Annotated in this window: 24 protein-coding genes; 9 read left to right on the forward strand and 15 right to left on the reverse strand. The window is 55.2% G+C overall.

Translation table 11 applies throughout. The features are described 5' to 3' along the window. Nucleotides 1-34: 34 nt before the first annotated feature. Nucleotides 35-1,660: a phosphoethanolamine transferase EptA gene (eptA, locus tag KTH07_RS07530; protein ID WP_032619787.1), complete on the reverse strand. Its 1,626-nt coding sequence runs from the start codon at nucleotides 1,658-1,660 to the stop codon at nucleotides 35-37. Between the two features lie 147 nt (nucleotides 1,661-1,807). On the opposite strand from eptA, the gene KTH07_RS07535 reads away from it, so the two are divergent. The 3 genes from KTH07_RS07535 (at nucleotide 1,808) to sodC (ending at nucleotide 3,592) form a co-directional block, all read left to right on the forward strand. Then, nucleotides 1,808-2,047, forward strand: coding sequence for a DUF1289 domain-containing protein (locus KTH07_RS07535; protein ID WP_032619785.1), 240 nt, complete (start codon nucleotides 1,808-1,810; stop codon nucleotides 2,045-2,047). Nucleotides 2,048-2,095: 48 nt separating this feature from the next. After that, nucleotides 2,096-2,992: an aldo/keto reductase family oxidoreductase gene (locus KTH07_RS07540; RefSeq protein WP_032619784.1), complete on the forward strand. Its 897-nt coding sequence runs from the start codon at nucleotides 2,096-2,098 to the stop codon at nucleotides 2,990-2,992. 81 nt (nucleotides 2,993-3,073) lie between these two features. Further along, entirely contained in the window at nucleotides 3,074-3,592 is a 519-nt protein-coding gene (gene sodC / locus KTH07_RS07545; protein ID WP_023303563.1) for a superoxide dismutase [Cu-Zn] SodC, read from the forward strand. On the opposite strand, the gene KTH07_RS07550 is transcribed toward sodC, so the two are convergent. Genes KTH07_RS07550 through KTH07_RS07560 form a run of 3 tightly spaced genes read right to left on the reverse strand, consistent with a single transcriptional unit; the run spans nucleotide 3,571 to nucleotide 6,703 of the window. Beyond that, on the reverse strand, nucleotides 3,571-5,604 hold the full coding sequence (locus tag KTH07_RS07550; RefSeq protein ID WP_026080711.1) for an FUSC family protein: 2,034 nt from the start codon (nucleotides 5,602-5,604) through the stop codon (nucleotides 3,571-3,573). The genes sodC and KTH07_RS07550 overlap by 22 nt on opposite strands. Then, on the reverse strand, nucleotides 5,604-6,464 hold the full coding sequence (locus tag KTH07_RS07555) for an HlyD family secretion protein (RefSeq protein WP_026094311.1): 861 nt from the start codon (nucleotides 6,462-6,464) through the stop codon (nucleotides 5,604-5,606). Before KTH07_RS07555 ends, KTH07_RS07550 begins: the two co-directional genes overlap by 1 nt. A gap of 2 nt (nucleotides 6,465-6,466) precedes the next feature. Continuing rightward, the gene (locus KTH07_RS07560; protein WP_003857607.1) at nucleotides 6,467-6,703 is read right to left on the reverse strand and encodes a DUF1656 domain-containing protein; all 237 of its coding nucleotides are present in this window, start codon (nucleotides 6,701-6,703) and stop codon (nucleotides 6,467-6,469) included. Between the two features lie 187 nt (nucleotides 6,704-6,890). Between KTH07_RS07560 and slyA the strand changes: the two genes are divergently transcribed. After that, on the forward strand, nucleotides 6,891-7,331 hold the full coding sequence (slyA, locus tag KTH07_RS07565) for a transcriptional regulator SlyA (RefSeq protein WP_006808997.1): 441 nt from the start codon (nucleotides 6,891-6,893) through the stop codon (nucleotides 7,329-7,331). A 35-nt stretch (nucleotides 7,332-7,366) separates the two neighbouring features. Here the strand turns inward: slyA and KTH07_RS07570 are convergent, their stop codons facing one another. Beyond that, nucleotides 7,367-8,731 carry a GGDEF domain-containing protein gene (locus tag KTH07_RS07570; RefSeq protein ID WP_063161996.1) on the reverse strand — a complete coding sequence of 455 codons (1,365 nt, stop codon included), beginning with the start codon at nucleotides 8,729-8,731 and terminating at the stop codon, nucleotides 7,367-7,369. A gap of 192 nt (nucleotides 8,732-8,923) precedes the next feature. Further along, nucleotides 8,924-9,391 (reverse strand): outer membrane lipoprotein SlyB, encoded by a 468-nt coding sequence (gene slyB, locus KTH07_RS07575; RefSeq protein ID WP_003857604.1) that lies wholly within the window; start codon nucleotides 9,389-9,391, stop codon nucleotides 8,924-8,926. A gap of 255 nt (nucleotides 9,392-9,646) precedes the next feature. Between slyB and anmK the strand changes: the two genes are divergently transcribed. The 5 genes from anmK to pdxY all read left to right on the forward strand — a co-directional run bounded on the left by anmK (nucleotide 9,647) and on the right by pdxY (nucleotide 14,229). Then, a complete protein-coding gene (anmK, locus tag KTH07_RS07580) occupies nucleotides 9,647-10,771 on the forward strand; it encodes an anhydro-N-acetylmuramic acid kinase (protein WP_015570673.1) in 1,125 nt (374 codons plus the stop codon). A 93-nt stretch (nucleotides 10,772-10,864) separates the two neighbouring features. Beyond that, the gene (gene mliC / locus KTH07_RS07585) at nucleotides 10,865-11,188 is read left to right on the forward strand and encodes a C-type lysozyme inhibitor (RefSeq protein ID WP_015570672.1); all 324 of its coding nucleotides are present in this window, start codon (nucleotides 10,865-10,867) and stop codon (nucleotides 11,186-11,188) included. Between the two features lie 57 nt (nucleotides 11,189-11,245). Beyond that, nucleotides 11,246-11,902, forward strand: a complete 657-nt coding sequence (gene pdxH / locus KTH07_RS07590; protein WP_003857601.1) for a pyridoxamine 5'-phosphate oxidase — start codon at nucleotides 11,246-11,248, stop codon at nucleotides 11,900-11,902. Nucleotides 11,903-12,027: 125 nt separating this feature from the next. Further along, nucleotides 12,028-13,302, forward strand: coding sequence for a tyrosine--tRNA ligase (gene tyrS, locus KTH07_RS07595; protein WP_017384594.1), 1,275 nt, complete (start codon nucleotides 12,028-12,030; stop codon nucleotides 13,300-13,302). A gap of 66 nt (nucleotides 13,303-13,368) precedes the next feature. Continuing rightward, a complete protein-coding gene (gene pdxY, locus KTH07_RS07600) occupies nucleotides 13,369-14,229 on the forward strand; it encodes a pyridoxal kinase PdxY (protein WP_015570669.1) in 861 nt (286 codons plus the stop codon). A gap of 90 nt (nucleotides 14,230-14,319) precedes the next feature. Here pdxY and gstA read toward each other — a convergent pair whose 3' ends face one another. The 9 genes from gstA to rsxA form a co-directional block, all read right to left on the reverse strand. Next, nucleotides 14,320-14,925 carry a glutathione transferase GstA gene (gene gstA / locus KTH07_RS07605; protein ID WP_003857598.1) on the reverse strand — a complete coding sequence of 202 codons (606 nt, stop codon included), beginning with the start codon at nucleotides 14,923-14,925 and terminating at the stop codon, nucleotides 14,320-14,322. A gap of 105 nt (nucleotides 14,926-15,030) precedes the next feature. After that, on the reverse strand, nucleotides 15,031-16,539 hold the full coding sequence (dtpA, locus tag KTH07_RS07610) for a dipeptide/tripeptide permease DtpA (protein WP_017693548.1): 1,509 nt from the start codon (nucleotides 16,537-16,539) through the stop codon (nucleotides 15,031-15,033). A 613-nt stretch (nucleotides 16,540-17,152) separates the two neighbouring features. Continuing rightward, nucleotides 17,153-17,788, reverse strand: coding sequence for an endonuclease III (nth, locus tag KTH07_RS07615; protein WP_015570668.1), 636 nt, complete (start codon nucleotides 17,786-17,788; stop codon nucleotides 17,153-17,155). Beyond that, nucleotides 17,785-18,471, reverse strand: coding sequence for an electron transport complex subunit E (locus tag KTH07_RS07620; RefSeq protein WP_003857592.1), 687 nt, complete (start codon nucleotides 18,469-18,471; stop codon nucleotides 17,785-17,787). Before KTH07_RS07620 ends, nth begins: the two co-directional genes overlap by 4 nt. A 2-nt stretch (nucleotides 18,472-18,473) precedes the next feature. After that, on the reverse strand, nucleotides 18,474-19,094 hold the full coding sequence (gene rsxG, locus KTH07_RS07625; protein ID WP_023296391.1) for an electron transport complex subunit RsxG: 621 nt from the start codon (nucleotides 19,092-19,094) through the stop codon (nucleotides 18,474-18,476). 10 nt (nucleotides 19,095-19,104) lie between these two features. Further along, nucleotides 19,105-20,157, reverse strand: a complete 1,053-nt coding sequence (gene rsxD, locus KTH07_RS07630) for an electron transport complex subunit RsxD (RefSeq protein ID WP_015570666.1) — start codon at nucleotides 20,155-20,157, stop codon at nucleotides 19,105-19,107. Then, entirely contained in the window at nucleotides 20,158-22,179 is a 2,022-nt protein-coding gene (rsxC, locus tag KTH07_RS07635; protein ID WP_023303569.1) for an electron transport complex subunit RsxC, read from the reverse strand. It abuts the gene before it with no gap. Further along, the gene (gene rsxB, locus KTH07_RS07640) at nucleotides 22,172-22,750 is read right to left on the reverse strand and encodes an electron transport complex subunit RsxB (RefSeq protein WP_015570664.1); all 579 of its coding nucleotides are present in this window, start codon (nucleotides 22,748-22,750) and stop codon (nucleotides 22,172-22,174) included. Before rsxB ends, rsxC begins: the two co-directional genes overlap by 8 nt. Further along, nucleotides 22,750-23,331, reverse strand: coding sequence for an electron transport complex subunit RsxA (rsxA, locus tag KTH07_RS07645; protein WP_000133206.1), 582 nt, complete (start codon nucleotides 23,329-23,331; stop codon nucleotides 22,750-22,752). The genes rsxB and rsxA overlap by 1 nt, the downstream gene beginning before the upstream one ends. Nucleotides 23,332-23,335 lie beyond the last annotated feature (4 nt).

Consider the following 23,335-nt stretch of genomic DNA (forward strand, 5'->3'; position numbering starts at 1 on the left):
CTCTAATAGACCGTTCGGTCTAATGCAAGCCCGCTTAGCGACGACATTGCGACAGAATATCCAGCTGCGGTTGATAAACCGCTGATTTCACGTCCATCATGCCCAGAACGGTGGCGAATAAATTGTCCTGTGAAACCGCCTCTTTTGCGGCATGGTCACGCAGGCAATCCGTGTTTACGCCGAAGTTTTTCGCATAATCCGGGGAGAGCCAGAACATAAACGGAATATGCGTTTGCTGCTCCGGGGCCAGCATATACGGCGTACCGTGCAGGTAAATTCCGCTTTCGCCCAGCGATTCACCGTGATCGGAGAGGTAAATGAGCGCCGTGTTCATGTTGGCCTGCCGGGCTTTTAGCGCGTCGATGGTTCGGCTGACCACGCTGTCGGTATACAAAATCGAGTTGTCATAGGTATTGATCAGCGACTGATGATCGCAATCCTGAATTTCATTGGTATCGCAGGTTGGGGTGAACTTGCGAAAGCTGTCCGGATAACGGTTGTAGTAGGCCGGACCGTGGCTGCCCATCAGATGAATAACCAGAACCGTATCCTGCTTTATTCCATCCAGTACGTTGTCCAGACGGTAGAGGTTGACGTCGTCGATACAGGATTTGTCCTTACAGAACTGATCCAGTTTCCACTGGGTCATGTCCGTGTGCGGCACGCGGTCGCAGGCGCCTTTACACCCGCCGTCGTTGTCGCGCCACAGCAGGTTGAAACCGGCATGGTTAAGTACATCGAGCAGACCTTCCTGGTGATGGGCGAGGTCCGCGTCATATTTTTTCCGCGTCATGCCGGAGAACATGCAGGGGACGGAAACGGCGGTTTCCGTGCCACAGGAGGAGGCCTGGGGGAAGTTGATGACATCCTGCTTTTTCAGCTCGGGGTTGGTTTCACGCGGGTAACCATTTAACGAGTAGTTTGCGGCGCGGGAGGCTTCGCCCACCACCACAATCAGCACGGTTTTCTTGCGTTGGCTGGAAATCAGCGCGCCTTTATGAGCATCCTCGCCAATGCGGACCAGCGTCTGGTCGCCGGCAAACCAGCGCATTTTGCTGTATTTCACCACGGCGCTCACGTAATTCGCCGGGGTAACCATTTTGACGATGCTTTTGTTATTGCGGAACAGAGAAGCATAGTCTTTATAAAACACCGCCGCGACCAGGATGATTACCAGCAGCGCACCCAGCATAGCGGCGACACGCGTCAGGAGGGCATACCACCATTTTCCGGTGCGAATGCGCGTCAGGGCTAAAATAATCGATGGAACCAGACCTGCAACGACCAGCCACAGGATCATCTGCGGCGTCACCAGAGCAGTCGCTTCCTGGGAATTAGTTTCGAACACGTTCACAATCATGTTCTGATCGATAACCGTGCCATAGGTATACATAAACCAGGTTGCGGCGGCGCATCCCAGGGTCAGGACAATCATGAGCGGCTTGCGAATAAAGGGAATATTCAGCAGGCTGAAGACAATCACCCAGCCGCAGAACAGCACCAGCGGCACGCTGGCAGCAAACAGGAGATCGTGCAGATGCGCAGGCGCAATGATTGACCAGCTGCGCTGGATAAACAGTGCATTCAGTACGGTGAAGAAAAGTGCACAGCCCAGAGTAAATTTTATATCGTTACAGTGTAACTTTTTAGTGAACCACATGATGACCAGACCATTCGTTATATCAATGCGGCGAGTATAAGAAGGGAAGATTAGCGAAACCTTAATGCTCTGTTTGTGGCGGACATCCTTGCATGCAAGCCATTTAGGGTCTTCACTGTAGGGAATAATGACGTTCTGGAGGTAGGTGTGGCAGAGCAACTGGAGTTTTTCCCTGTCCAGAGCCCGTGCCGGGGTATTTGCCAGGTAGATGAACGAGGATACTGTCGTGGCTGCATGCGCACGCGCGATGAACGTTTTAACTGGCAAAATTTCAGCGACGCGCAAAAGCAGGAGGTCTTACGGCTCTGTCGACAGCGTCTGCTGCGTAAAATTCGTGCAAACAAAGCGGTTGAAAGCGTAGAACCTCAGCAACCTTCACTGTTTTAGCAGGGTAATTGCGTATACTGGTGACATGACTTCCTTGAGGAAAATGTTATGGTTCAGCGTATTACCCTTGCCCCGCAGGGCCCGGAATTCTCCCGATTTGTTATGGGCTACTGGCGCCTTATGGACTGGAATATGTCTCCGGTCCAGCTGGCGGACTTTATAAAAGAGCATCTCGATCTCGGGATCACCACCGTCGATCACGCTGATATTTATGGCGGCTATCAGTGCGAGGCTGCCTTTGGCGAAGCGCTGAAGCGTGCGCCGGCGCTGCGTGAACGTATGGAGATTGTGACCAAATGCGGTATTGCCACCACAGCAAAACCGGAGCATGCGCTTGGGCATTACATCACTGACAGCGCGCATATCGTTAAAAGCGCCGAGCAGTCACTGATTAACCTGGCCACCGATCGTATCGACCTGCTGCTGATCCACCGACCCGATCCGTTGATGGATGCGGATGAGGTCGCGGAAGCCTTCCTGACGCTGCACCAGAGCGGCAAAGTGCGCCATTTTGGCGTGTCTAACTTCACCCCGGCACAGTTTGCGCTATTGCAGTCTCGCCTGCCGTTTACGCTGGCGACGAATCAGGTGGAGATCTCGCCTGTTCATCAGCCGCTGCTGCTGGATGGCACGCTCGACCAACTGCAACAGCTGCGCATCCGTCCAATGGCATGGTCCTGTCTGGGAGGCGGCCGCCTGTTTAACGATGAGGCATTCCAGCCGCTGCGTAACGAGCTTGAAACGGTGGCGCGCGAACTGAATGCGGAGAGTATCGAGCAGGTGGTTTACGCCTGGATCCTGTGCCTGCCGTCTAAACCGCTGCCAATTATTGGCTCCGGCAAAATTGAGCGCGTCCGCGCTGCGCTTGTGGCTGAGGAGCTGGATATGACGCGTCAGCAGTGGTTCCGCATCCGCAAGGCGGCGCTGGGCTACGACGTACCCTGAGCACGCCTGAACCTGACTTTCCGGTGAAATCTGCGCCGCTGGTATAGACTTAAGGTGCAAAAAATAACCCGTGGAGGTCGTATGAAGCGTTTTGCTCTGGCAATGGTCACGCTGGTTGTTTGTGCAGGTGCGCAGGCAGCCAGCGAGGACGTTGAAATGAATCTCGTCACTTCTCAGGGGGTAGGCCAGTCCATCGGGACGGTGAAAATCACCGAAACCGATAAAGGGCTGGAATTTGCTCCCGATCTCAAGGCTCTTCCACCCGGCGAACATGGTTTTCACGTTCATGCCAAAGGCAGCTGTCAACCCGCAATGAAAGAGGGGAAACCAACAGCTGCGGAAGCCGCAGGGGGGCATCTCGACCCGCACAACTCCGGTAAGCATGAAGGCCCGGAAGGGATGGGGCACCTCGGCGATCTGCCGGTGCTGGTGGTAAATAACGATGGTAAAGCCACCGATCCGGTTGTGGCGCCACGACTCAAAAAGCTTGACGAGGTCAAAGGCAAGGCGCTGATGGTCCACGTGGGCGGCGATAACATGTCCGATCAGCCTAAACCGCTTGGCGGCGGCGGGGCGCGCTATGCCTGCGGGGTGATCTGATCGCCAATCGTTCCGGGTGGCGGCGCCTGTTCCAGCTGTGACAGGGAGCAGTGCAGCCGCCAGATAATGGACGCCAGATCGCGGGCCGCAGGCTGATGATGGTGCGCCAGCGCGTCGCAAATACGCTGAAGCTCGGCGAGCGTGACGCTCAGGGGGCGCTGCTGCACCCCGCGCTCGCTCATCACATCTCGGAGCATGGAAATACAGTTATCACGGACCTGCGACAGCGGATCGGAACGCGTCTCCCAGGCGCGCAGTTGCCACACCACGTGCGAACAGTTTAACAGCACCACGCCCCAGCGCAGCAGCCAGCGACGGGAGAGTGAATCCTGGCTGTTGTTCAGCTGGCTGACATGATGGTAAACCAGCGATTCATACTCGCTTTCGCGCAGATGTGGCCTGCGGCTCAGCTGATCGACAAAACCCCTGCGCAACTCCCGAATATGCCTGCGGCTTTTACGCGCGTCCGAGCCCGGGCGTAGCACAGCGAAAGCCAGCCACGCCAGCCCCACGCCGAGGATCTTCGCCAGGTTGTCGTTGAGAAAATCAGCGTAATCGTAAACCGGTGGATTCGTTACAGAGATAAATGAGCCCATAAAAACAATCAACTGACCCCACAGACCGGCCAGTTTAGGCATTTGCAGTTTGAGCAACTGCATGGTGGTTAATAGCGGGAAAAGAAACAGCAGAAATTGCCAGAGGTCGGTTATCTGCACCATCAAACCAAATTTCACCACGAAGCTGAATAGCGACAGCAGTACCAGCGTACGCAGCAGAAGCGTAAGGGAATTAAAGGGGGAAGCGGCGACGGAATAGAGCACGCAGCTGATTGCCGCAAGCGTCAGGGCCGCACTGCCCGCATCCCATTGCGTGGTGATGGCCCATGCGCCCACGGCCGTCAACGCACAAAACGTACGAAAACCGCTCCACAGCGCCTCCATTGCGTCGGTATGGCGCGCCAGAGCAGGACTACCGGGAACGGAAAATTCGGTGACGGGCGTGGCATTTTCGACGGCTTTTAACCAGCGGCTGCTACGCAGATACAGGCGGCAGAAATAGTTCAGACGCTGCCAGAAGGCACGGTGCCTGTAGTCATATTCATCCGTTGGGGCGAGCGGCGCGATAATGCGGGCCACGGTATAGATATCGGCATCCGGACGCGCAAGAGCGGCGAGCAGCGCCTCGATAATCTCCCGGGTATGGGCTGGCGGTGCAGGCCAGTTCAGCAACATCCGGCGAAGGCTCGAGATCGCGCTCGTCATCCGCAATTGCTGGTGCAGTAAATAGTTCAGAAGCGTGTTCTGGCGACGAAAACGGTAGTGGCTCCAGAAAGCCTGGATGCGCAACAGGTTCATGGTCAGGATCTGGCCGATGACCTTTTCGTGCGCGAGGCGGATGTCATCGCTGCTGTCAGGCTGCCAGAGCAGGCTGGCATGTTCCAGCAAACGTGCGTGCATCGTTTTAAGGGCGGTGATAAGCGTAGTGCCATCTGAGGTACTGGGCAGGATCATCATCATGACGCCCCCGCACAGAATGCCGACCATCACTTCACACACGCGTGCCTGGGCGATATCCCACAGCTCGGTGGTATCCAGCACGTTGACGACCGGAAAGGCGATAATGGCCGCGGTGTAACCCGCCAGCTGAAACGCATAGGCAACGTTATTGGTAAAATGGGCGCAGGCCCAGGTACACAGCCCCAGCCATGCCGACATGCTTAACAGAAAGAGCCAGGGATCGTTCAGGGTATGGCCGGCAAGAAGCAGTGCGGCGGTTGCCCCCAGCAGGCTACCCGCCACGCGCCCGAGGCTTTTACTGATAACGCCCCCGACGGTAGGGAAGCTGACGACCGCCGCAGAGGTCATCGCCCAGTAAGGCTCATCCAGATTCAGATAATAGGCAACCGTAAGCGCAAGGCACATGGCGATGCCGTTGCGCAGCGCGTAACGCCACTGCGGCCGTGTCGCTTTTATCCACGGCGTATTGCGCCAGGAGAAAGCCCCCAGGTTCATCATCGCGATCCGATGGCGACGGTGCAGGTTGTGCCAGAGACCAGGGTAATGTCTTTCGGCAGTTGATCAAACTCGACGCGAACAGGCACCCGCTGAGCCAGGCGCACCCACGGGACGTTGGGTTTGATGTCAGGCACCAGGCCAGAATCGGTTTCCACGCTCTGATCGTATATTGCCCGACCTATGCTGCTAACGTGACCCTGTAACGTTTCTGCACCGCTGTAAAGCGTGATCCGGGCAGGCGCGCCCTCGCGGATATGGCGCAGCTTGGTCTCTTCAAAATAACCTACAACATAGAAAGAGTGGCTATCGACCAGGGCGAAGACCGGCTGGCCTGTGGTGGCGTAATCACCCACACGGGTAGACAGGCTCGTGATCCATCCATCCACCGGGGCTTTGACCATGGTCTGGGTCAGTTGCCACTCGGCCTGTTTCAGCGTTGCCTCTGCAACCTTCAGGCTGGCCTGCATGGCTTTTACATTGATATTGGCGGTATCGAGATCCTCCGCAGAGATGTAATTTCTCGATAGATGGCGGCGGCGTTCGGCTTCGTTATTGGCTTTTGCCAGATCTGATTGAGCTTTTGCGAGCTGCGCCTGGGCATTAAGCACCGCAATGTGGAAAGGGGTCTCATCGATACGGAATAGCACATCGCCCGCATGAACGTACTGGTTGTCCTTCACCAGAAGCGCGCTGATACTGCCGGACACCTGTGGCGTGATGCTGACCTGTTCCGCGCGGATCTTGCCGTCACGCGTCCAGGGCGACTGCATGTAATAATTCCAGAGCCACCAGCCGGCCATCACCGCCAGCGCTAAAACGAAAAGAGTGGAAAAATATTTTAACGTTTTCAATGCTATTCTCACCACACGGTTAACACGGCAAGGCCAAGACAGACGGAGAGGGTAAATAGGGAGAGATCCATTAACATCGGGTGCCAGATTTCACCAGAATACATCCAGTCGCGCAGCAGACGATGCGCAATGAGCCAGATTACAAAACCGACCATCACGGCTTTAAACAGTGGCGGAAAGTAGACCGATGCGCCAACAATCAAATCCTGGAGGGGCAACCCTGCGGAGAAGGAAAACAACGTCACAAGCAGCGATCCTTTGCGGTGGAATGAGGGCCACATTGGCAGATTTCAATGCGATGGCGCATTACCATTCAGTGTAAATCATCCTTTAAGGAATGATGAATACCGTGATTGCATTTGTTTTGGCAATACAAATACTGCAAACTATTCTAAAATCACTATAATCACTTAGCAAGCTAATTATAAGGAGATGAAATTGGAATCGCCATTAGGTTCTGATCTGGCAAGGTTGGTACGCATCTGGCGTGCTCTGATTGACCATCGCCTGAAACCTCTGGAACTTACGCAGACGCACTGGGTTACGCTGCATAACATTCATCAGCTCCCGCCCGATCAGTCACAGATCCAACTGGCAAAAGCGATTGGAATTGAGCAGCCGTCTCTGGTGCGTACCCTTGACCAGCTGGAAGAGAAGGGACTCATCTCCCGACAAACCTGCGCCAGCGACCGTCGCGCCAAGCGGATCAAATTGACGGAAAAAGCGGCCCCGATTATCACTGAGATGGAAACCGTCATCAGTAAAACGCGAGGGGAGATCCTGGCCGGTATTTCCCCCGCTGAGCTGGAAATGCTGATCGGACTCATCGCCCGTCTTGAGCAAAACATCCACGATTTACAGTCGCGCGACTGACGTTGTTTACAGGCCTTGCTCGTGCAAGGCCTCTGTCATGTTCTGAACACCACCACCCGGTTGCGGCCCGTCTCTTTTGCCTCGTACATGGCTTTATCCGCGCTTTCCACACAGGTTTCAGCGCTGGTCTCCGGCGAGGTGGCGGTGAATACCCCCATACTGATAGTTATCGGTTCCGGGAGATAACCGCCGCTGCTAACGTTGTCGAAACCGCTCAATTTGAGACGTATGCGTTCGGCAACCTGTTGCGCAAGATCGGAAGGGGTATTTGTCAGCATGAGCACAAATTCTTCGCCGCCGATCCGCGCTGCGATATCCTGCGGTCGCACTGAATCGGTCAACAGGTTTGAGACAAACTGTAAAACCTTATCCCCCTGCAAATGGCCGTAGCAGTCGTTAATGCGTTTGAAACGGTCAAGATCGCTCACGATCACCGATACCGGGTGCGCCAGGGTTGCTGTACTCAGCGCGTGGTTTAATGAATCATAGAAATAGCTACAATTATACAGACGGGTGAGGGGATCGCGGATCGAGTTTTGATAAGACTCCTGATATTTTACATGCGAGTCACGATACAAATTAAATACATCGGAAAGTAAGATGAAGATAATGATTAATGTAGCGACAGTTTCGAATAACCGTGCCCGGTACCATGAAATATCTTCAGCGTGTCCGCCTAACAATAGCATGAGCAGGGTGACGATATAACAGACGCATAAAAAATTGCCGCCGACCCAAAACAAATTCCTCACGCGGGTAATGGCCATCAGGGTGATTAACGTTACTACCCACAGGACGATCAAAATGATATTAATCGCCTGGCTCCAGAGAACCATAAACTGTCGGGTTTCATTGTCTACCAGGTCCAGTGTGAGCAGGGTTGAATGGCTGGAATAGAACAATGCCAGCCCAAGCATACTGCCCGTAAAGAGCGAGGCGCCGACAACGATACCGATGTGGGTGCTTCGTGAGAGAGCGGACGTACGCAGGGTATACAGCAATGCCGAGATGATTATCAGCACCGCCATTAAAAAGTGGCGGAACATATAGAAAATCATGGCGTCATTATAGTTCGCCACGTTGAACTGATAGAGATCAAGCCAGGCCGGGAAGCTGGACAGAGTCCCCACCATCAATAACGCTGAGCCGGCAAAGGCCAGGGCAATGGGAACAAGATATAATCGCCTTCTGTCGCACCAGTATTTCATTGCCATAAAACAGGCAATAAACAGATGAAACACCAGAAGAAATATCGTCAGCGTAGGGAAAAACAAAGGTGAAAACGAAGGAACCCATTCAACAAGTTTTATAAAAAAAGCTTGTAATACGGCAATGATAACAATGCATCCAAGCGCGAAGGCCACAAAGCGGTTCTTTACAAATCGACAGATCGCAAGCATAGAGAATTTAAAAATTAAAAAAGAAAAGAGATTGCGAAGAGTCTAAGTGAGGGAAATAAAAAATACTTTGCGCACGGACAAGAACAGATGAAATGAATAATTCACCGTGTGAATGTATTGTGCAAATATATTGTTGGAAACGATGATTTTGTTAAATGGATGCGGTCTGAACAGACCACATCCATCAGGATATTAGCGCGGGGAGACGGTAACCTGGCTGCCGTTGCTTGCCAGTACAACACGCTGGCCAGCAGAGAAGCGGGTGTTACCCTGTTTCTGCACAACCATAATGGTGCTGCCATCGTCTTTACGGATTTCCAGCTCAACGCCCTGAGTTTTGTTCATCGCGCCCTGAACGCCCTGACCCGCTACGCCGCCTGCAACTGCGCCCGCTGCGGTAGCCAGAGAACGTCCGGTGCCGCCGCCAATGGTATTACCCAGGAAACCACCCAGCACAGCACCACCGATTGCGCCCACCACGTTCGTGTCATCGCCACCCTGAATCTGAACAGGACGGGCATTAACGATAGTACCGTATGTCACGTTCTGTACCTGTTTAGCTTCAGAAGCACTATATACGTCGCCGGAGAGTGAACTGTCATTCACACAACCCGCCAGTGTTAAACCAATCAGCGAAACGCCCAGTACACGTAAAATCATTTGACTCTCCTGTTCACCAAAAAACGCCCGGTTGGGGCATCCGTTATGGCTAAATTATATGGCATTCCTGACCACAGTTCATATCTTTGCATGCCGAATAGATAAATTTTACTTCAGCAGGGCTTAACGGGACATAAACAAAAACCGTCTGTGCTACAGGTCTGAGATTGTTAAAAAATATTATCACCGCATAGCAAAGCCGCGTTATTTATGATGGAGTGTTTGCACTTAGCCCATGTAACGTAAGGAAAGCGCATGAAATCGGGTCGCTATATCGGTGTGATGTCTGGTACCAGTCTTGACGGTGTGGATGTCGTTCTGGCCGCCATTGATGAAAACATGGTGGCGCAGCAGGCAAGCCTGACCTGGCCTATTCCTGTCTCGTTAAAAGAAGAGATCCTGAACATCTGCCAGGGACAACAGCTGACGCTTTCCCAACTGGGCCAACTGGATGTGCGTCTGGGGGCGCTGTTTGCTGAGGCGGTACTGGCCCTGATGCAGCAGGAAAGACTCCACCCGCAGGATATCGTGGCAATAGGTTGCCATGGGCAGACCGTCTGGCATGAACCTGTCGGCGAGGCGCCGCACACGATGCAAATTGGCGATAACAACCAGATTGTGGCAAAAACCGGCGTGACGGTGGTGGGTGATTTCCGTCGTCGCGATATGGCCCTCGGCGGGCAGGGGGCGCCGCTGGTTCCGGCATTTCATCAGGCGCTGCTGGCGCACCCGGTAGAGCGCAGGATGGTCCTGAACATCGGCGGGATCGCCAACCTGTCGATGCTTATTCCCGGGCAGCCCGTGCGGGGGTACGATACCGGACCCGGTAATATGCTGATGGATGCCTGGATCTGGCGTCAGAGCGGCAAAGCCTACGACAAAGACGCGCAGTGGGCCAGCCAGGGGAAAGTGATCCTTCCCTTGCTGCAAACCCTGTTAAGCGATCCTTTCTTTGCTCTGCCCGCGCCGAAAAGCACGGGGCGGGAATATTTCAACTACGGCTGGCTTGAACGTCAGCTGGCGCGCTTCCCCGGCCTTGCGCCTCAGGATGTGCAGGCTACGCTGACGGAGCTCACCGCGGTATCGATTTCTGAACAGGTGTTGCTGAGCGGCGGATGTGAGCGCTTGCTGGTATGCGGAGGCGGAAGCCGCAACCCGCTGGTGATGGCACGCCTCGCCGCCTTGCTGCCAGGCACCGAAGTCACGACCACTGATGAAGCCGGGATCAGCGGAGACGATATGGAAGCGCTGGCCTTCGCCTGGCTTGCCTGGCGTACGGTTGCCGGTCTGCCGGGGAATTTACCCTCCGTAACCGGTGCGCGGGAGGCGAGCGTCCTTGGGGCCATTTTCCCCGCAAACCCGCGCCATAATCAGAGTTAACTGAAATTCAGCGGGAGGCGTAACCCGTAAAATAGGGAAAAACAGGAGGGCGGTTAGGCCCTCCAGGACCAGGATAGTCTTCGGAATCTGCCCATGAAAAAACTTCTTCTCATTGCTGTACCTTTTCTTATGACCGGATGCAGCGTCTATAACCAGTTCGTTGAGCGTATGCAAACCGATACGCTGGAATATCGTTGTGATGAAAAACCGCTGACGGTGAAGCTGAACAACCCGCATCAGGAAGCCAGCTTTGTTTATGACAATAAGTTGTTAACGCTGAAGCAGGGAATGTCGGCCTCCGGTGCGCGCTACTCAGACGGGATCTACGTCTTCTGGTCGAAAGGCGACAGCGCCACCGTCTACAAGCGTGACCGCATTGTGCTGAACAATTGTCAGCTTGAAAATCCGAAGCGTTGAGATTTTTGAAGGGGGCGCGCACAATAGCGCCACCCAATCTCACTTTCAGCTAACGCCATGTCAGATAACGACGAACTACAGCAAATTGCGCATCTGCGCCGTGAATACACCAAAGGCGGTCTGCGCCGCCAGGATCTTCCCGCCGAACCGCTGGTGCTTTTTGAACGCTGGCTGAAGCAGGCCTGCGAAGCGAAACTGGCTGACCCGACGGCAATGGTCGTTGCCACGGTTGATGAAAATGGTCAGCCGTATCAACGCATCGTTCTTCTCAAGCATTATGACGAGAAAGGGCTGGTGTTCTACACCAATCTTGGCAGTCGTAAAGCGCATCACCTTGAAAATAATCCGCGTATTAGCCTGCTCTTCCCGTGGCATATGCTGGAGCGCCAGGTGATGGTCACCGGCAAGGCGGAGCGCCTCTCTACGCTCGAAGTGGTAAAATATTTCCACAGTCGCCCGCGCGACAGTCAGATCGGCGCCTGGGTCTCTAAACAGTCCAGCCGAATCTCAGCCCGCGGTGTGCTGGAAAGTAAATTCCTCGAACTCAAACAGAAGTTTCAGCAGGGTGAAGTACCGCTGCCGAGTTTCTGGGGCGGGTTCCGCATCCCCATTGAGCAGATGGAATTCTGGCAGGGCGGTGAACACCGCCTGCACGACCGCTTTTTATACCAGCGCGACAACGGTGGCTGGAAAATCGACAGACTGGCCCCGTAATCCCCAAAATTTGTTGATTTAAGCGCTAGCGCACACCGCGCTGGCGCTTTATTCTATGGTCCTTTCGCATCAGGCGAAAAGTCGTGTACCGGCAAAGGTGCAGTCGTTTATACATGGAGAATTTGATGGCAAGCAGTAACTTGATTAAACAATTGCAAGAGCGGGGCCTCGTGGCCCAGGTGACGGACGAGGAAGCGTTAGCAGAGCGACTGGCGCAAGGCCCGATCGCGCTCTATTGCGGCTTCGATCCCACCGCTGACAGCTTGCATTTGGGGCATCTTGTTCCATTGTTATGCCTGAAACGCTTCCAGATGGCCGGCCATAAGCCTGTCGCACTGGTTGGCGGCGCGACCGGTCTGATTGGCGACCCAAGTTTCAAAGCCGCTGAGCGTAAGCTGAACACCGAAGACACCGTGCAGGAGTGGGTGGATAAGATCCGTAAACAGGTTGCACCGTTCCTGGATTTCGACTGCGGTGACAACTCTGCGATTGCGGCGAACAACTACGACTGGTTTGGTGGCATGAACGTGCTGACGTTCCTGCGTGACATCGGCAAACACTTCTCTGTTAACCAGATGATTAACAAAGAAGCAGTAAAGCAGCGTCTTAACCGTGACGATCAGGGTATCTCTTTCACGGAGTTCTCCTATAACCTGTTGCAGGGGTATGACTTCGCCTGCCTGAACAAACTGCACGGCGTCTCTCTGCAAATTGGCGGTTCCGACCAGTGGGGTAACATCACCTCCGGTATCGATCTGACCCGTCGCCTCCACCAGAATCAGGTGTTTGGTCTGACCGTGCCGTTGATCACCAAAGCCGACGGTACCAAGTTCGGTAAGACCGAAGGCGGCGCGGTATGGCTGGATCCGAAGAAAACCAGCCCGTACAAGTTCTACCAGTTCTGGATCAACACGGCGGATGCCGACGTTTATCGCTTCCTGAAGTTCTTCACCTTTATGGATATCGAAGAAATCAATGCGCTGGAAGAAGAAGACAAGAACAGCGGTAAAGCACCACGCGCCCAGTACGTGCTGGCGGACGAAGTGACTAAACTGGTTCACGGCGAAGAAGGTCTGGCGGCGGCGAAGCGCATTACGGCTAGCCTGTTCAACGGAACCCTGAGCGATTTAAGCGAAGCGGATTTCGAACAGCTGGCGCAGGATGGCGTGCCGATGGTTGAGATGGAAAAAGGCGCCGATCTGATGCAGGCGCTGGTGGACTCCGAGCTCCAGCCGTCTCGCGGTCAGGCGCGTAAAACCATCGCCTCTAACGCGATCACCATTAATGGCGAAAAACAGGCCGATCCGGAATACACCTTTACCGAGAACGACCGTCTCTATGGTCGCTACACGCTGCTGCGTCGCGGTAAGAAAAATTACTGCCTGGTCTGCTGGAAGTAATTAAAAGTATGCAGGGGCGTGGGAAACCACGCCCCTTTTGTTTTGACAGGGTTTGGTAAGTACAACATGAAGAACATCCTCGCCATTCAGTCCCACGTTGTGTTTGGACATGCTGGCAACAGCGCTGCGGAATTCCCGATGCGCCGCCTCGGCGTTAACGTCTGGCCCCTCAATACCGTCCAGTTCTCGAATCACACCCAGTACGGTAAATGGACCGGCTGCGTAATGCCGCCGTCGCATCTGACGGAAATCGTTCAGGGGATTGCGGATATCGACCAGCTTAAACGCTGCGATGCCGTACTGAGCGGCTATCTGGGTTCGGCGGAGCAGGGGGAACATATCCTCGGCATTGTGCGCCAGGTGAAAGCGGCAAACCCCGCGGCGAAATATTTCTGCGATCCGGTGATGGGACATCCGGAAAAAGGCTGCATCGTAGCGCCGGGCGTTGCGGAGTTTCATGTCCGTCATGCATTGCCCGCCAGCGATATTATTGCCCCCAACCTGATTGAACTTGAGATCCTGTGCGAGCATCCGGTCAACAGCGTAGAAGAGGCTGTAAGCGCCTCTCGTGAGCTGATCGCCCAGGGGCCAGAGATTGTGCTGGTTAAGCACCTGGCACGCGCAGGGTTGAGCCAGGACCGTTTTGAAATGCTGCTGGTGACGAAGGATGAAGCCTGGCATATCAGTCGACCGCTGGTGGATTTCGGTGCACGTCAGCCTGTCGGGGTCGGGGATGTGACCAGCGGTTTGCTGCTGGTGAAGCTATTGCAGGGCGCGAGCCTGCGCGATGCGCTGGAGCACGTCACCGCAGCCGTTTATGAAATCATGATTGCGACGAAGACGATGCAGGAATATGAGCTCCAGGTCGTCGCGGCGCAGGATCGCATCGCGAAGCCGGAGCACTATTTTAGCGCAACGCAGCTTTAGAAAACGCCCGGCGCCGCTGCGCTTGCACGGGCCTACGGAATTTATAGGCCGGGTAAGCGTCAGCGCCACCCGGCAATCCAGGCCGCTCGGTTAATTCAACCCTTCCGCTTTCAGCGCCGCTGCCACCGCAGGACGCTCCGCCACGCGCGTCATATACGATGCGACATGGTCTAATCCTTCCATGTTCAGCTTAACCGCGCGCGCCCAGCGCAGAACGGTAAACAGATAGGCATCGGCGATGGTGAAACGCGAGCCACAGATCCACTGGTCGTCTTTCAGCGCGTCGTTAACGTACTGCAACTTTTTCTCCAGCAGCGCGCGCACGGTAGGTTTGTACTCTTCCGGCGTGTCCGGGCGGAACAGGGGCGTAAAGCCTTTGTGCAGTTCGGTGGCAATATAGTTCAGCCACTCCAGCGTTTTATAACGCGCAATGCTGCCGGTGGGGGCAAGGAGCTGACGATCCGGTACGTTGTCCGCCAGGAATTGCATAATCGCCACCCCTTCGGTCAGCAGGGTGCCATCATCCAGCAGCAGGGCCGGAACCTGGCCTTTTGGGTTAATCGCAAAAAAGTCATCCCCGTTTTCCAGACGCTTTTTCATCAGGTCAACGCCGTCCAGCGTGAAATCTTTACCGCTCTCGCGAAGCGTAATATGGGAAGCAAGAGAGCAGGCGCCCGGTTTATAGAACAGTTTCATCGGTAACTCCTTTTTGCTGAGGTTCCAGCTATGTTAGTGCGCGTTCGGATAAAAAAAAAGCCGCTAATCAATTAGCGGCTTCTGTTCAGTCGTTTCCCGATGACATTACGCGTTCGCGGTTTTGATCGCTTTAGCGGATTTGTCGTCGTCCTGCGTCATACGATTCAGTTTAGGTGCGGTCAGCAGCATCAGCACGGCAATCACGGCGGTCGCGATACCAATTTGCATGAACACGGTGCCGTAGACATTCAGGGAAACCAGCGGGTCGGTAACGTTGTCTGGTACCGCCATCAGGTTCGCAATCTTACCTGCGATGATAGCCGCGCCAGCGGTGGTCAGGAACCAGCTACCCATGATGAAGCCCATCAGACGCTGAGGGACCAGCTGCGCAACCATCGCCAGGCCCAGACCGGAGATCATCAGTTCACCGATGGATTGCAGCGCATAGCTCAGGATCAGCCAGTTAACAGACACGATACCCGCGTCGGTCGCGAATTTCGTCCCCAGCGGCAGCACCAGGAACGCGCCAGAGCACAGCACCATACCGATAGCGAACTTGTGCGGCATAGGCAGACGGTCGCCCATCTTGTTATAGATAGCGGCCAGAATCGGGCTACCAATCATGATCCAGAACGGGTTCAGGGCCTGATATTGCTCCGGCTCGAACGCGATACCAAGGATGGAGTGCTCAACGTTGCGGATAGCGAAGAAGTTCAGAGACGTTGGCATCTGGCTGTACAGAACGAAGAAGATGATCGCTTCCAGCATCAGGATGAACGCCACAATCATCTTACGACGTGCCGCACCCTGCATCGCAAAGGCTTCTTTCGCGAAGATAAACACGATACCCAGCGCAACCACGCCCAGTACGGCACGTGCAACGCCCTGGTTGTGCAGCAGCCAGGTGGCGACAGCGGCAAGGATCACGATGCCGACGATGGTTGCCAGCAGTTTGCCCATGTGCACGGGTTCGAAGTCTGGTTTTGAACCATAGTCTTTAACCCAGCTACGGCAGAACAGGAAGTTCACAACGGTGATCAGCATACCCACGAAGCTCAGCGCAAACGCTACGCTCCAGCCGAATTTTGCGGCCAGCCATGGGGTTGCCAGCATAGAGAAGAAGGAACCGATGTTGATGGACATGTAGTACATGGTAAATGCACCGTCCAGACGTGGGTCATCTTTGCTGTAGCAGGTAGAGAGCAGGGAAGACGGGTTCGCCTTGAAGAGGCCGTTACCTACCGCGATGGTAGCCATGCCCATGTAAACCACACCTGCATCGTGCCCGGACCAGGCAACCAGCCCATAGCCAATCGCCAGAACAACGGCGCCCAGCATAATGACTCGTTTAGTACCGAGAACTTTATCGCCTAACCAGCCGCCGATAGCGACCAGGCCATACACCAGGGCGCTGAAGGAAGAGAACAGCGTGATGGAATCAGCTTCAGACATACCCAGCTGTTTAACCAGGTAAACCGCCATGATCCCTTGCAGGCCGTAGTAGCCAAAACGTTCCCATAATTCGATCGAGAAAATGAGATAGAACGCTTTAGGCTGTTTGAAAGCGTTAAGACTTACGCTCTCATCTGTTGGTTTATTGTTTGCAGTAGACACATATACCTCTTTTTTTACATCCCATATTAACGGGGGTGTTCATAGCGTGATGACCGTAGTCCATCCGCTTTATAGTTATATTGGGAGGGGAAACGGCGGGTAATGTTCACTATCCAGCCCCATCTGGCAATACGTTTGTAATAATCTGTTACATATAACTCTGGCGGTATAATCATCGGTTCATGCAAATGTTATACAGCGTTAAATCTCATCCGTTCAAAATTGATGGTTTTTTTCACTGTAAACGACCCTGTTCAACGGCTGTGTGGCGATATGTTCTGCTATTTTGGGTGATTGGCAGTGATATAGCCCATATTCTGAAAAATGACTGGTCTTATGTGCGGTGTGGAATCGATGAAATCTTGTCTGACAAAGGGGGTGGGCGGGTTTTAACAACAAAAATCCAACATCAGGTTATCAGAGTGATCGCGATCACAGATGTATAGAAATTTTTGGTGATGAAAAAACTATTAACCTGTTTGAGTGTTAAATGACCGAAGAATCGACAATGCGTAAAGGAGAAAGAGAGGGCAATTTATGGTCAATCGGGAAGATATCAGAGCCCTTGTTAATTTTAAGGGCTTGAACAGGTAAGAAGTAAGGTGGTTTACGCTCAGGGATAGACTTTTTCTTTGTATTCGCAGAGATCTTCGATAATGCAGGAACCGCAGCGTGGCTTACGGGCAATACAGGTATACCGTCCGTGCAGGATCAGCCAGTGGTGGCAGTCCACCTTAAATTCCGCAGGGACCACTTTTAACAGCTTCTCTTCCACCTCTTCCACGTTTTTACCCGGCGCGAACCGGGTGCGGTTAGAGACGCGAAAGATATGGGTATCCACGGCGATGGTCGGCCAGCCAAACGCCGTGTTCAGCACCACATTTGCCGTTTTACGCCCGACGCCCGGCAACGCTTCCAGCGCAGCGCGGTCTTCCGGGACTTCGCCGCCGTGCTGCTCCAGCAGGATCCGGCAGGTCTTAATGACGTTTTCGGCCTTGCTGTTAAACAGGCCAATGGTCTTGATATAGGATTTCACACCTTCAACGCCCAGCTCCAGCATGGCCTGCGGCGTATTGGCGACAGGGTAGAGCAGGGCCGTGGCTTTGTTGACGCTCACGTCCGTCGCCTGTGCAGAGAGCAGCACCGCGATCAACAGTTCAAACGGCGAGTTAAAATTCAGCTCTGTCGTTGGATGAGGATTCTCATCGCGCAGGCGCGTCAGGATCGCAATGCGTTTCTCTTTATTCATACTGCTTTCTCGGGGATCCCTTCCTGTACGCTGCGCTCAGCGGCGCGGCGTTTACGTTTTTCATCAATCAGGTATTTTAACGCCAGCATCATCCCAAGGCCAATGAAGGCGCCAGGCGGCAGCATGGCCAGCAGGAACGGAGTGTCCGTATGGAACACCTCAATACGCAGCGACTTCGCCCAGCCGCCAAGCAGCGCGTCCGCACCGTCGAAGAGCGTACCGTTGCCCAAAATTTCACGCAGAGAGCCGAGGACGAACATGGCGGCAGTCGCGCCCATGCCGATGGAAAAACCATCCAGCGCGGATATGGCCGGATTGTTTTTCACCGCAAAGGCTTCAGCGCGGCCTACGACAATACAGTTAGTCACGATAAGCGGAATGAAAATCCCGAGCGACTGGTACAGGCCAAATGCGTAGGCGTTAATCAGCATTTGCACCACGCTGACCACCGACGCAATGATCATGACATAGATCGGAATACGGATTTCCGACGGCGTCCAGCGGCGCAAAACTGAAATGGAAAAGTTAGTCAGGGTCAGCACCAGCGTGGTCGCCAGCCCCAGCCCGAGCGCGTTGGTGGCGGTAGACGTCACCGCCAGCAGCGGACACAGCCCCAGCAGCTGTACCAGCGCGGAGTTGTTCTTCCAGAGACCCTGGACGATAACCTCTTTAACCTGGCTCATGGTCACTCCTCACAGGTGGAAAGATGATTGATCTGCGCGGGCAGCGTTTCGGCATACAGCCCGGCGCGCTTGACGGCGTTGACCACCGCGCGCGGGGTAATCGTGGCACCCGTGAACTGGTCAAACTCGCCGCCATCTTTTTTCACCGCGAAAGCAGGATCGTCTTCGCCATGAATCATCTTTCCGGAGAAGTGTAAGATCCAGTCACTTAAGCGTGTTTCAATTTTGTCGCCAAGGCCCGGCGTTTCGTGATGTTCCGTCACGCGCGTGCCCAGCACGGTGCCGGAAAAATCGCTGCCAACCAGCAGCTGAATCGCACCGGAGTAACCGTCCGGCGCGGTGGCTTCCATGACGGCACCCACGGGATTATCGCCCTTGCGGGCAATATAAATGCGATGGGGTCCTTTACCGAGCTGCGGAGCCTGCACGACAAAGCAGCTTTTTTGCAGGTCATTATCGTAGAAGTCGGATGGGATCACCTGATCGAACAGCGCCTTTTGCTGCTTCATTGCCTGCTCTGCAATGGTTGTTTTCGTCAGTTCATTTACCAGCGCGGTCAGCCCGGTGAGGGCGGCAGCGAAGATCGCCAGCGTAACGCCGTGTTTTTGCATTGTTTTTAGCATGGCGTGACCCTTAGCGATGACCGTACACGCGTGGCCGCGTGTAGTAGTCGATGAGCGGAACGGTGATGTTAGCCAGCAGCACGGCAAATGCCACACCGTCCGGATAACCGCCAAAGCTGCGAATAAGCCAGACCAGCAAGCCCGCCAGCGCGCCGAAAATCAGACGTCCTCGGTTGGTGGTAGACGCGGTGACCGGATCGGTCAGAATAAAAAATGCCCCGAGCATGGTCGCGCCGGAGAGCAGATGGAGCTGCGGGCTGGCCAGTGACTCAGGTGAGATGACCCAGCCGAGCGTCGAGCAGACGGCCAGCGTCACCAGGAAGCTCACCGGAATATGCCAGCGGATTGCCTTCTGTTGCAGCAGGAACGCGCCGCCCAACAGATAGGCCAGATTGACCCACTGCCAGCCAGCACCCGCCAGTACGCCGCTGTAAATAGACGATTTCATCACCTGCTCCACGCTGTGTCCGGCACGCAGGGAGGTTTTGAAGGTATCGAGCGGGGTGGCCTGGCTGATGCCGTCCACGCCCATGCGAAGCGCGTTCATATCTGCGCCCAGCGCGGTGTGGCCGGTAAAGATAACGTGCAGGGCATCCATAAAGCCGGGGACGGTGGCGGCGATCTCATGCGGCGGCAGCCAGCTGGTCATCTGTACCGGGAAGGAGATCAGCAGTACCACGTAGCCAATCATCGCCGGGTTAAACGGGTTATGGCCCAGCCCGCCGTACAGCTGCTTGGCGATGATCACCGCAAACACCGTTCCCAATACCACCATCCACCACGGGGCGAACGGGGGAATGCTGATGGCCAGCAACAGGCCGGTCAACAGGGCGGAGTTATCGCTCAGGATGCGAGTCACTTCCATTTTGCGCAGCTTCAGGATCGCTGCTTCCGCTGCGACGGCACTGGCGCAACCCAGAACTAACTGGAAAAGCGTACCCCAGCCGAAAAACCAACACTGTACGGCAATACCTGGCAGCGCGGCCAGGCACACCAGCATCATAATACGCGATGTCTGGCGCTGGTTATGGGTATAAGGGGAACTTGCAATTCTGAAAACCATTTAATCCTCGTTAACGGCTTGCTGCGCGGCTTTCTTTGCCTGAACGCGCGCAATCGCGGCGGCGACTGCGGCTTTGCGTGGATCGTCGTTGGCGGCCGCAGGCCGTTCGTCCTGCTGTGCCGCTTTTCGTGCTTTGGCACGGGCGATGGCCGCTTCAACGGCGGCTTTACGCGGGTCGACAGGCGCTTCACTCTCTTCGGCTGGCTGAACCTGTGCCGCTTTTCGTGCTTTGGCACGGGCGATAGCGGCTTCAACGGCCGCCTTGCGCGGATCCGTCGCTTCCTGTTCAACCACCACTGTCTGCTGACCGGCCTTACGGGCTTTTGCCCTGGCGATAGCCGCTTCCACTGCCGCTTTACGCGGGTCGATATCGGCTTCCGGTTTGGCGTGTTGCGCTTTCTCCGCCTGACGCGCGCGAGCTTCGGCTTTACGCGCTTCGCGGGCCGCAATCGCTTCGCTGTTGTCCGGTTTTTCTCCCGGAGCGATCACAACCGTCTGGGCGGCGGTGGCTTTCTTCTCGCGCACGCGGGCCAGGGCTGCGTTAATGGCATCCTGATCTTTCGCCGCAGGCTGGACGGCAGCCTGCTTATGGCGTTCCTGACGGGCTTGTTTCTCGCGCTCCAGTCGTGCCTGACGCGCTTCAAAGCGGGCCTTCGCTTCAGCGGCACGTTTTTCTTCCATGGAGATGGCGTAGATTTCGGCTTTCTCCTGACGGAAGTATTGCACCAGCGGAATATTGCTTGGGCAGACCCAGGCGCAGGCACCGCATTCAATACAGTCAGCCAGGTTATGCGCCTGGGCTTTATCGTGCAACTGGCCTTTGCTGTACCAGTACAACTGCTGCGGCAGTAAATCTGCCGGGCATGCGTCCGCACAGGCGCTACAGCGTATGCAGCCTTTCTCTTCCTGCGTTTCGCCCATCTCCGTTGGGGAAGGGGCGAGCAGGCAGTTGGTAATCTTCACCACCGGCACATCCAGCCACGGCAGGGTAAAGCCCATCAGCGGGCCACCCATAATGACCAGTTGATCGCTACCCGGGCAGAAGCCAGCCTGTTCCAGCAGATGACGCACCGGCGTACCCAGACGCGCCCAGACGTTGCCGGGACGGGAGACGGACTCGCCGGTCAGCGTGACGACGCGCTCGGTCAATGGCTCGCCGTCAATCACCGCACGTTTCACCGCGTAGGCGGTTCCCACGTTTTGCATCAGCACGCCGATGTCGGACGAACGGCCCCCGTGGGGGACCTGTTTGCCGGTCAGGATCTGCGTCAGCTGTTTTGCCCCGCCGGACGGGTATTTGGTCGGGATCACTCGCAGGGCGATATCGTGGCTGTCCGCCAGTACCGCTCGCAGCATCGAAATGGCCTGCGGTTTATTGTCCTCAATACCGATCAGCACTTCGCGGGGTTGCAGAATATGCGCAAGAATGCGAATCCCTTCCACCACCTGCGCGGCACAGTCCTGCATCAGACGGTCATCGGCGGTGATGTACGGTTCGCACTCGGCGGCGTTGATGATCAGCGTTTCGATTTTATCGCCGCCGCCGTGAAGCTTAGCGCCGGTCGGGAAGCCTGCGCCCCCCAGACCCGCCACGCCGAACTGATGAATGCGTTCAATCAGCGCTTCACGACTGTGGGAACGGTAGTCGCTCCAGCCGTCACGATCGATCCAGCGGTCTTCACCATCGGCTTCAATGATCACGCTCAGCTCAGACAACGCCGACGGATGGGCAACGGTATGGGGGGCAACAGCCACCACCTTACCGGAAGTCGGGGCATGTATCGGCAACATCCGTCCGCGACCAAAGGTCAGCGGCTGGCCGCGAAGAACGCTATCGCCTTCTTTCACGCACAGTTCACCTTCCGCGCCGATATGCTGTTTTAGGGGCATAACGTAACGGGTCGCCAGCGGGATCTGGCGCAGCGGCGTGCCGTTAGACTGCGATTTCATCTCAGGCGGATGAATGCCGCCGTCGAAATCCCAGATCTTCTCTTTTCTGAAGGCAGAAAATAACTTAAGCATGTTGTTCCACAGGAATATTGCGAACCGGAATGGTCTGAAGGTCCCACTTCCAGCTTTCAGTAGTCGTTTCAACCGGGCGTAGTTCTATACACTGCGTCGGGCAGGGCGCCACGCAGAGATTACAGCCGGTGCACAGATCCGCCACAACGGTGTGCATCGCGCGCGTTGCGCCCACAATGGCGTCAACAGGACACGCCTGAATACATTTGGTGCAGCCAATGCAGTTGGCTTCGTCGATGACAGCAAGGGCACGAACGGGCTCCTGGGCCTGTTCATCGCCGTCGACAGGCTGGGGATCGACGTTCAGCAGGGCAGCTATTTTAAGCATGACCGCTTCGCCACCCGGTGCGCAGCGGTTGATCTTTTCGCCCTGCACGCCCACCGCCTCAGCGTAAGGGCGGCAGCCAGGGTAGCCGCACTGCCCGCACTGGCTCTGCGGTAAAAGTTCATCAATTTTTTCAACCACCGGATCGTCCTCCACCGCAAACCGGCGGGAGGCATAACCCAGAATGATGCCAAAGACGAGTCCCAGTACGCTGATGGACGCGATGGCAATCCAGATAGCACTCATTACAACTTCACCAGACCACTAAAGCCCATAAAGGCCAGAGACATTAAACCTGCGGTCACAAGAGCGATGGCGTTACCGCGAAACGGCGCGGGAATATCCGCCGCGGCCAGACGCTCGCGAATCGAGGCGAACAGGACCATAACAAAAGAGAAACCGACCGCCGCGGAAAAACCGTACAGCGCCGATTGCAGGAAATTATGCCCAAGGTTGATATTGAGCAGCGCCACGCCCAGCACCGCGCAGTTGGTGGTGATGAGAGGCAGGAAAATGCCCAGCAGGCGATACAGGGCAGGGCTGGTTTTCCGCACCACCATCTCGGTAAATTGCACCACAACCGCAATGACCAGAATAAAGGACAAGGTGCGCAGGTAGAGCATGTCGAGCGGGATCAGGATCCAGGTATCAATCAGCCATGCGCAAATGGAGGCCATCGTCATCACGAAGGTGGTCGCCAGCCCCATGCCCATTGCCGTCTCCAGCTTTTTGGAGACGCCCATAAACGGGCACAGGCCAAGGAACTTCACCAGTACGAAGTTATTAACCAGCACAGTTCCGACAAAGAGCAGTAAGTAATCGGTCATTATT

The organism is Enterobacter cloacae complex sp. ECL72 (genome assembly GCF_019056635.1).
Taxonomy (GTDB): domain Bacteria; phylum Pseudomonadota; class Gammaproteobacteria; order Enterobacterales; family Enterobacteriaceae; genus Enterobacter; species Enterobacter hormaechei_C.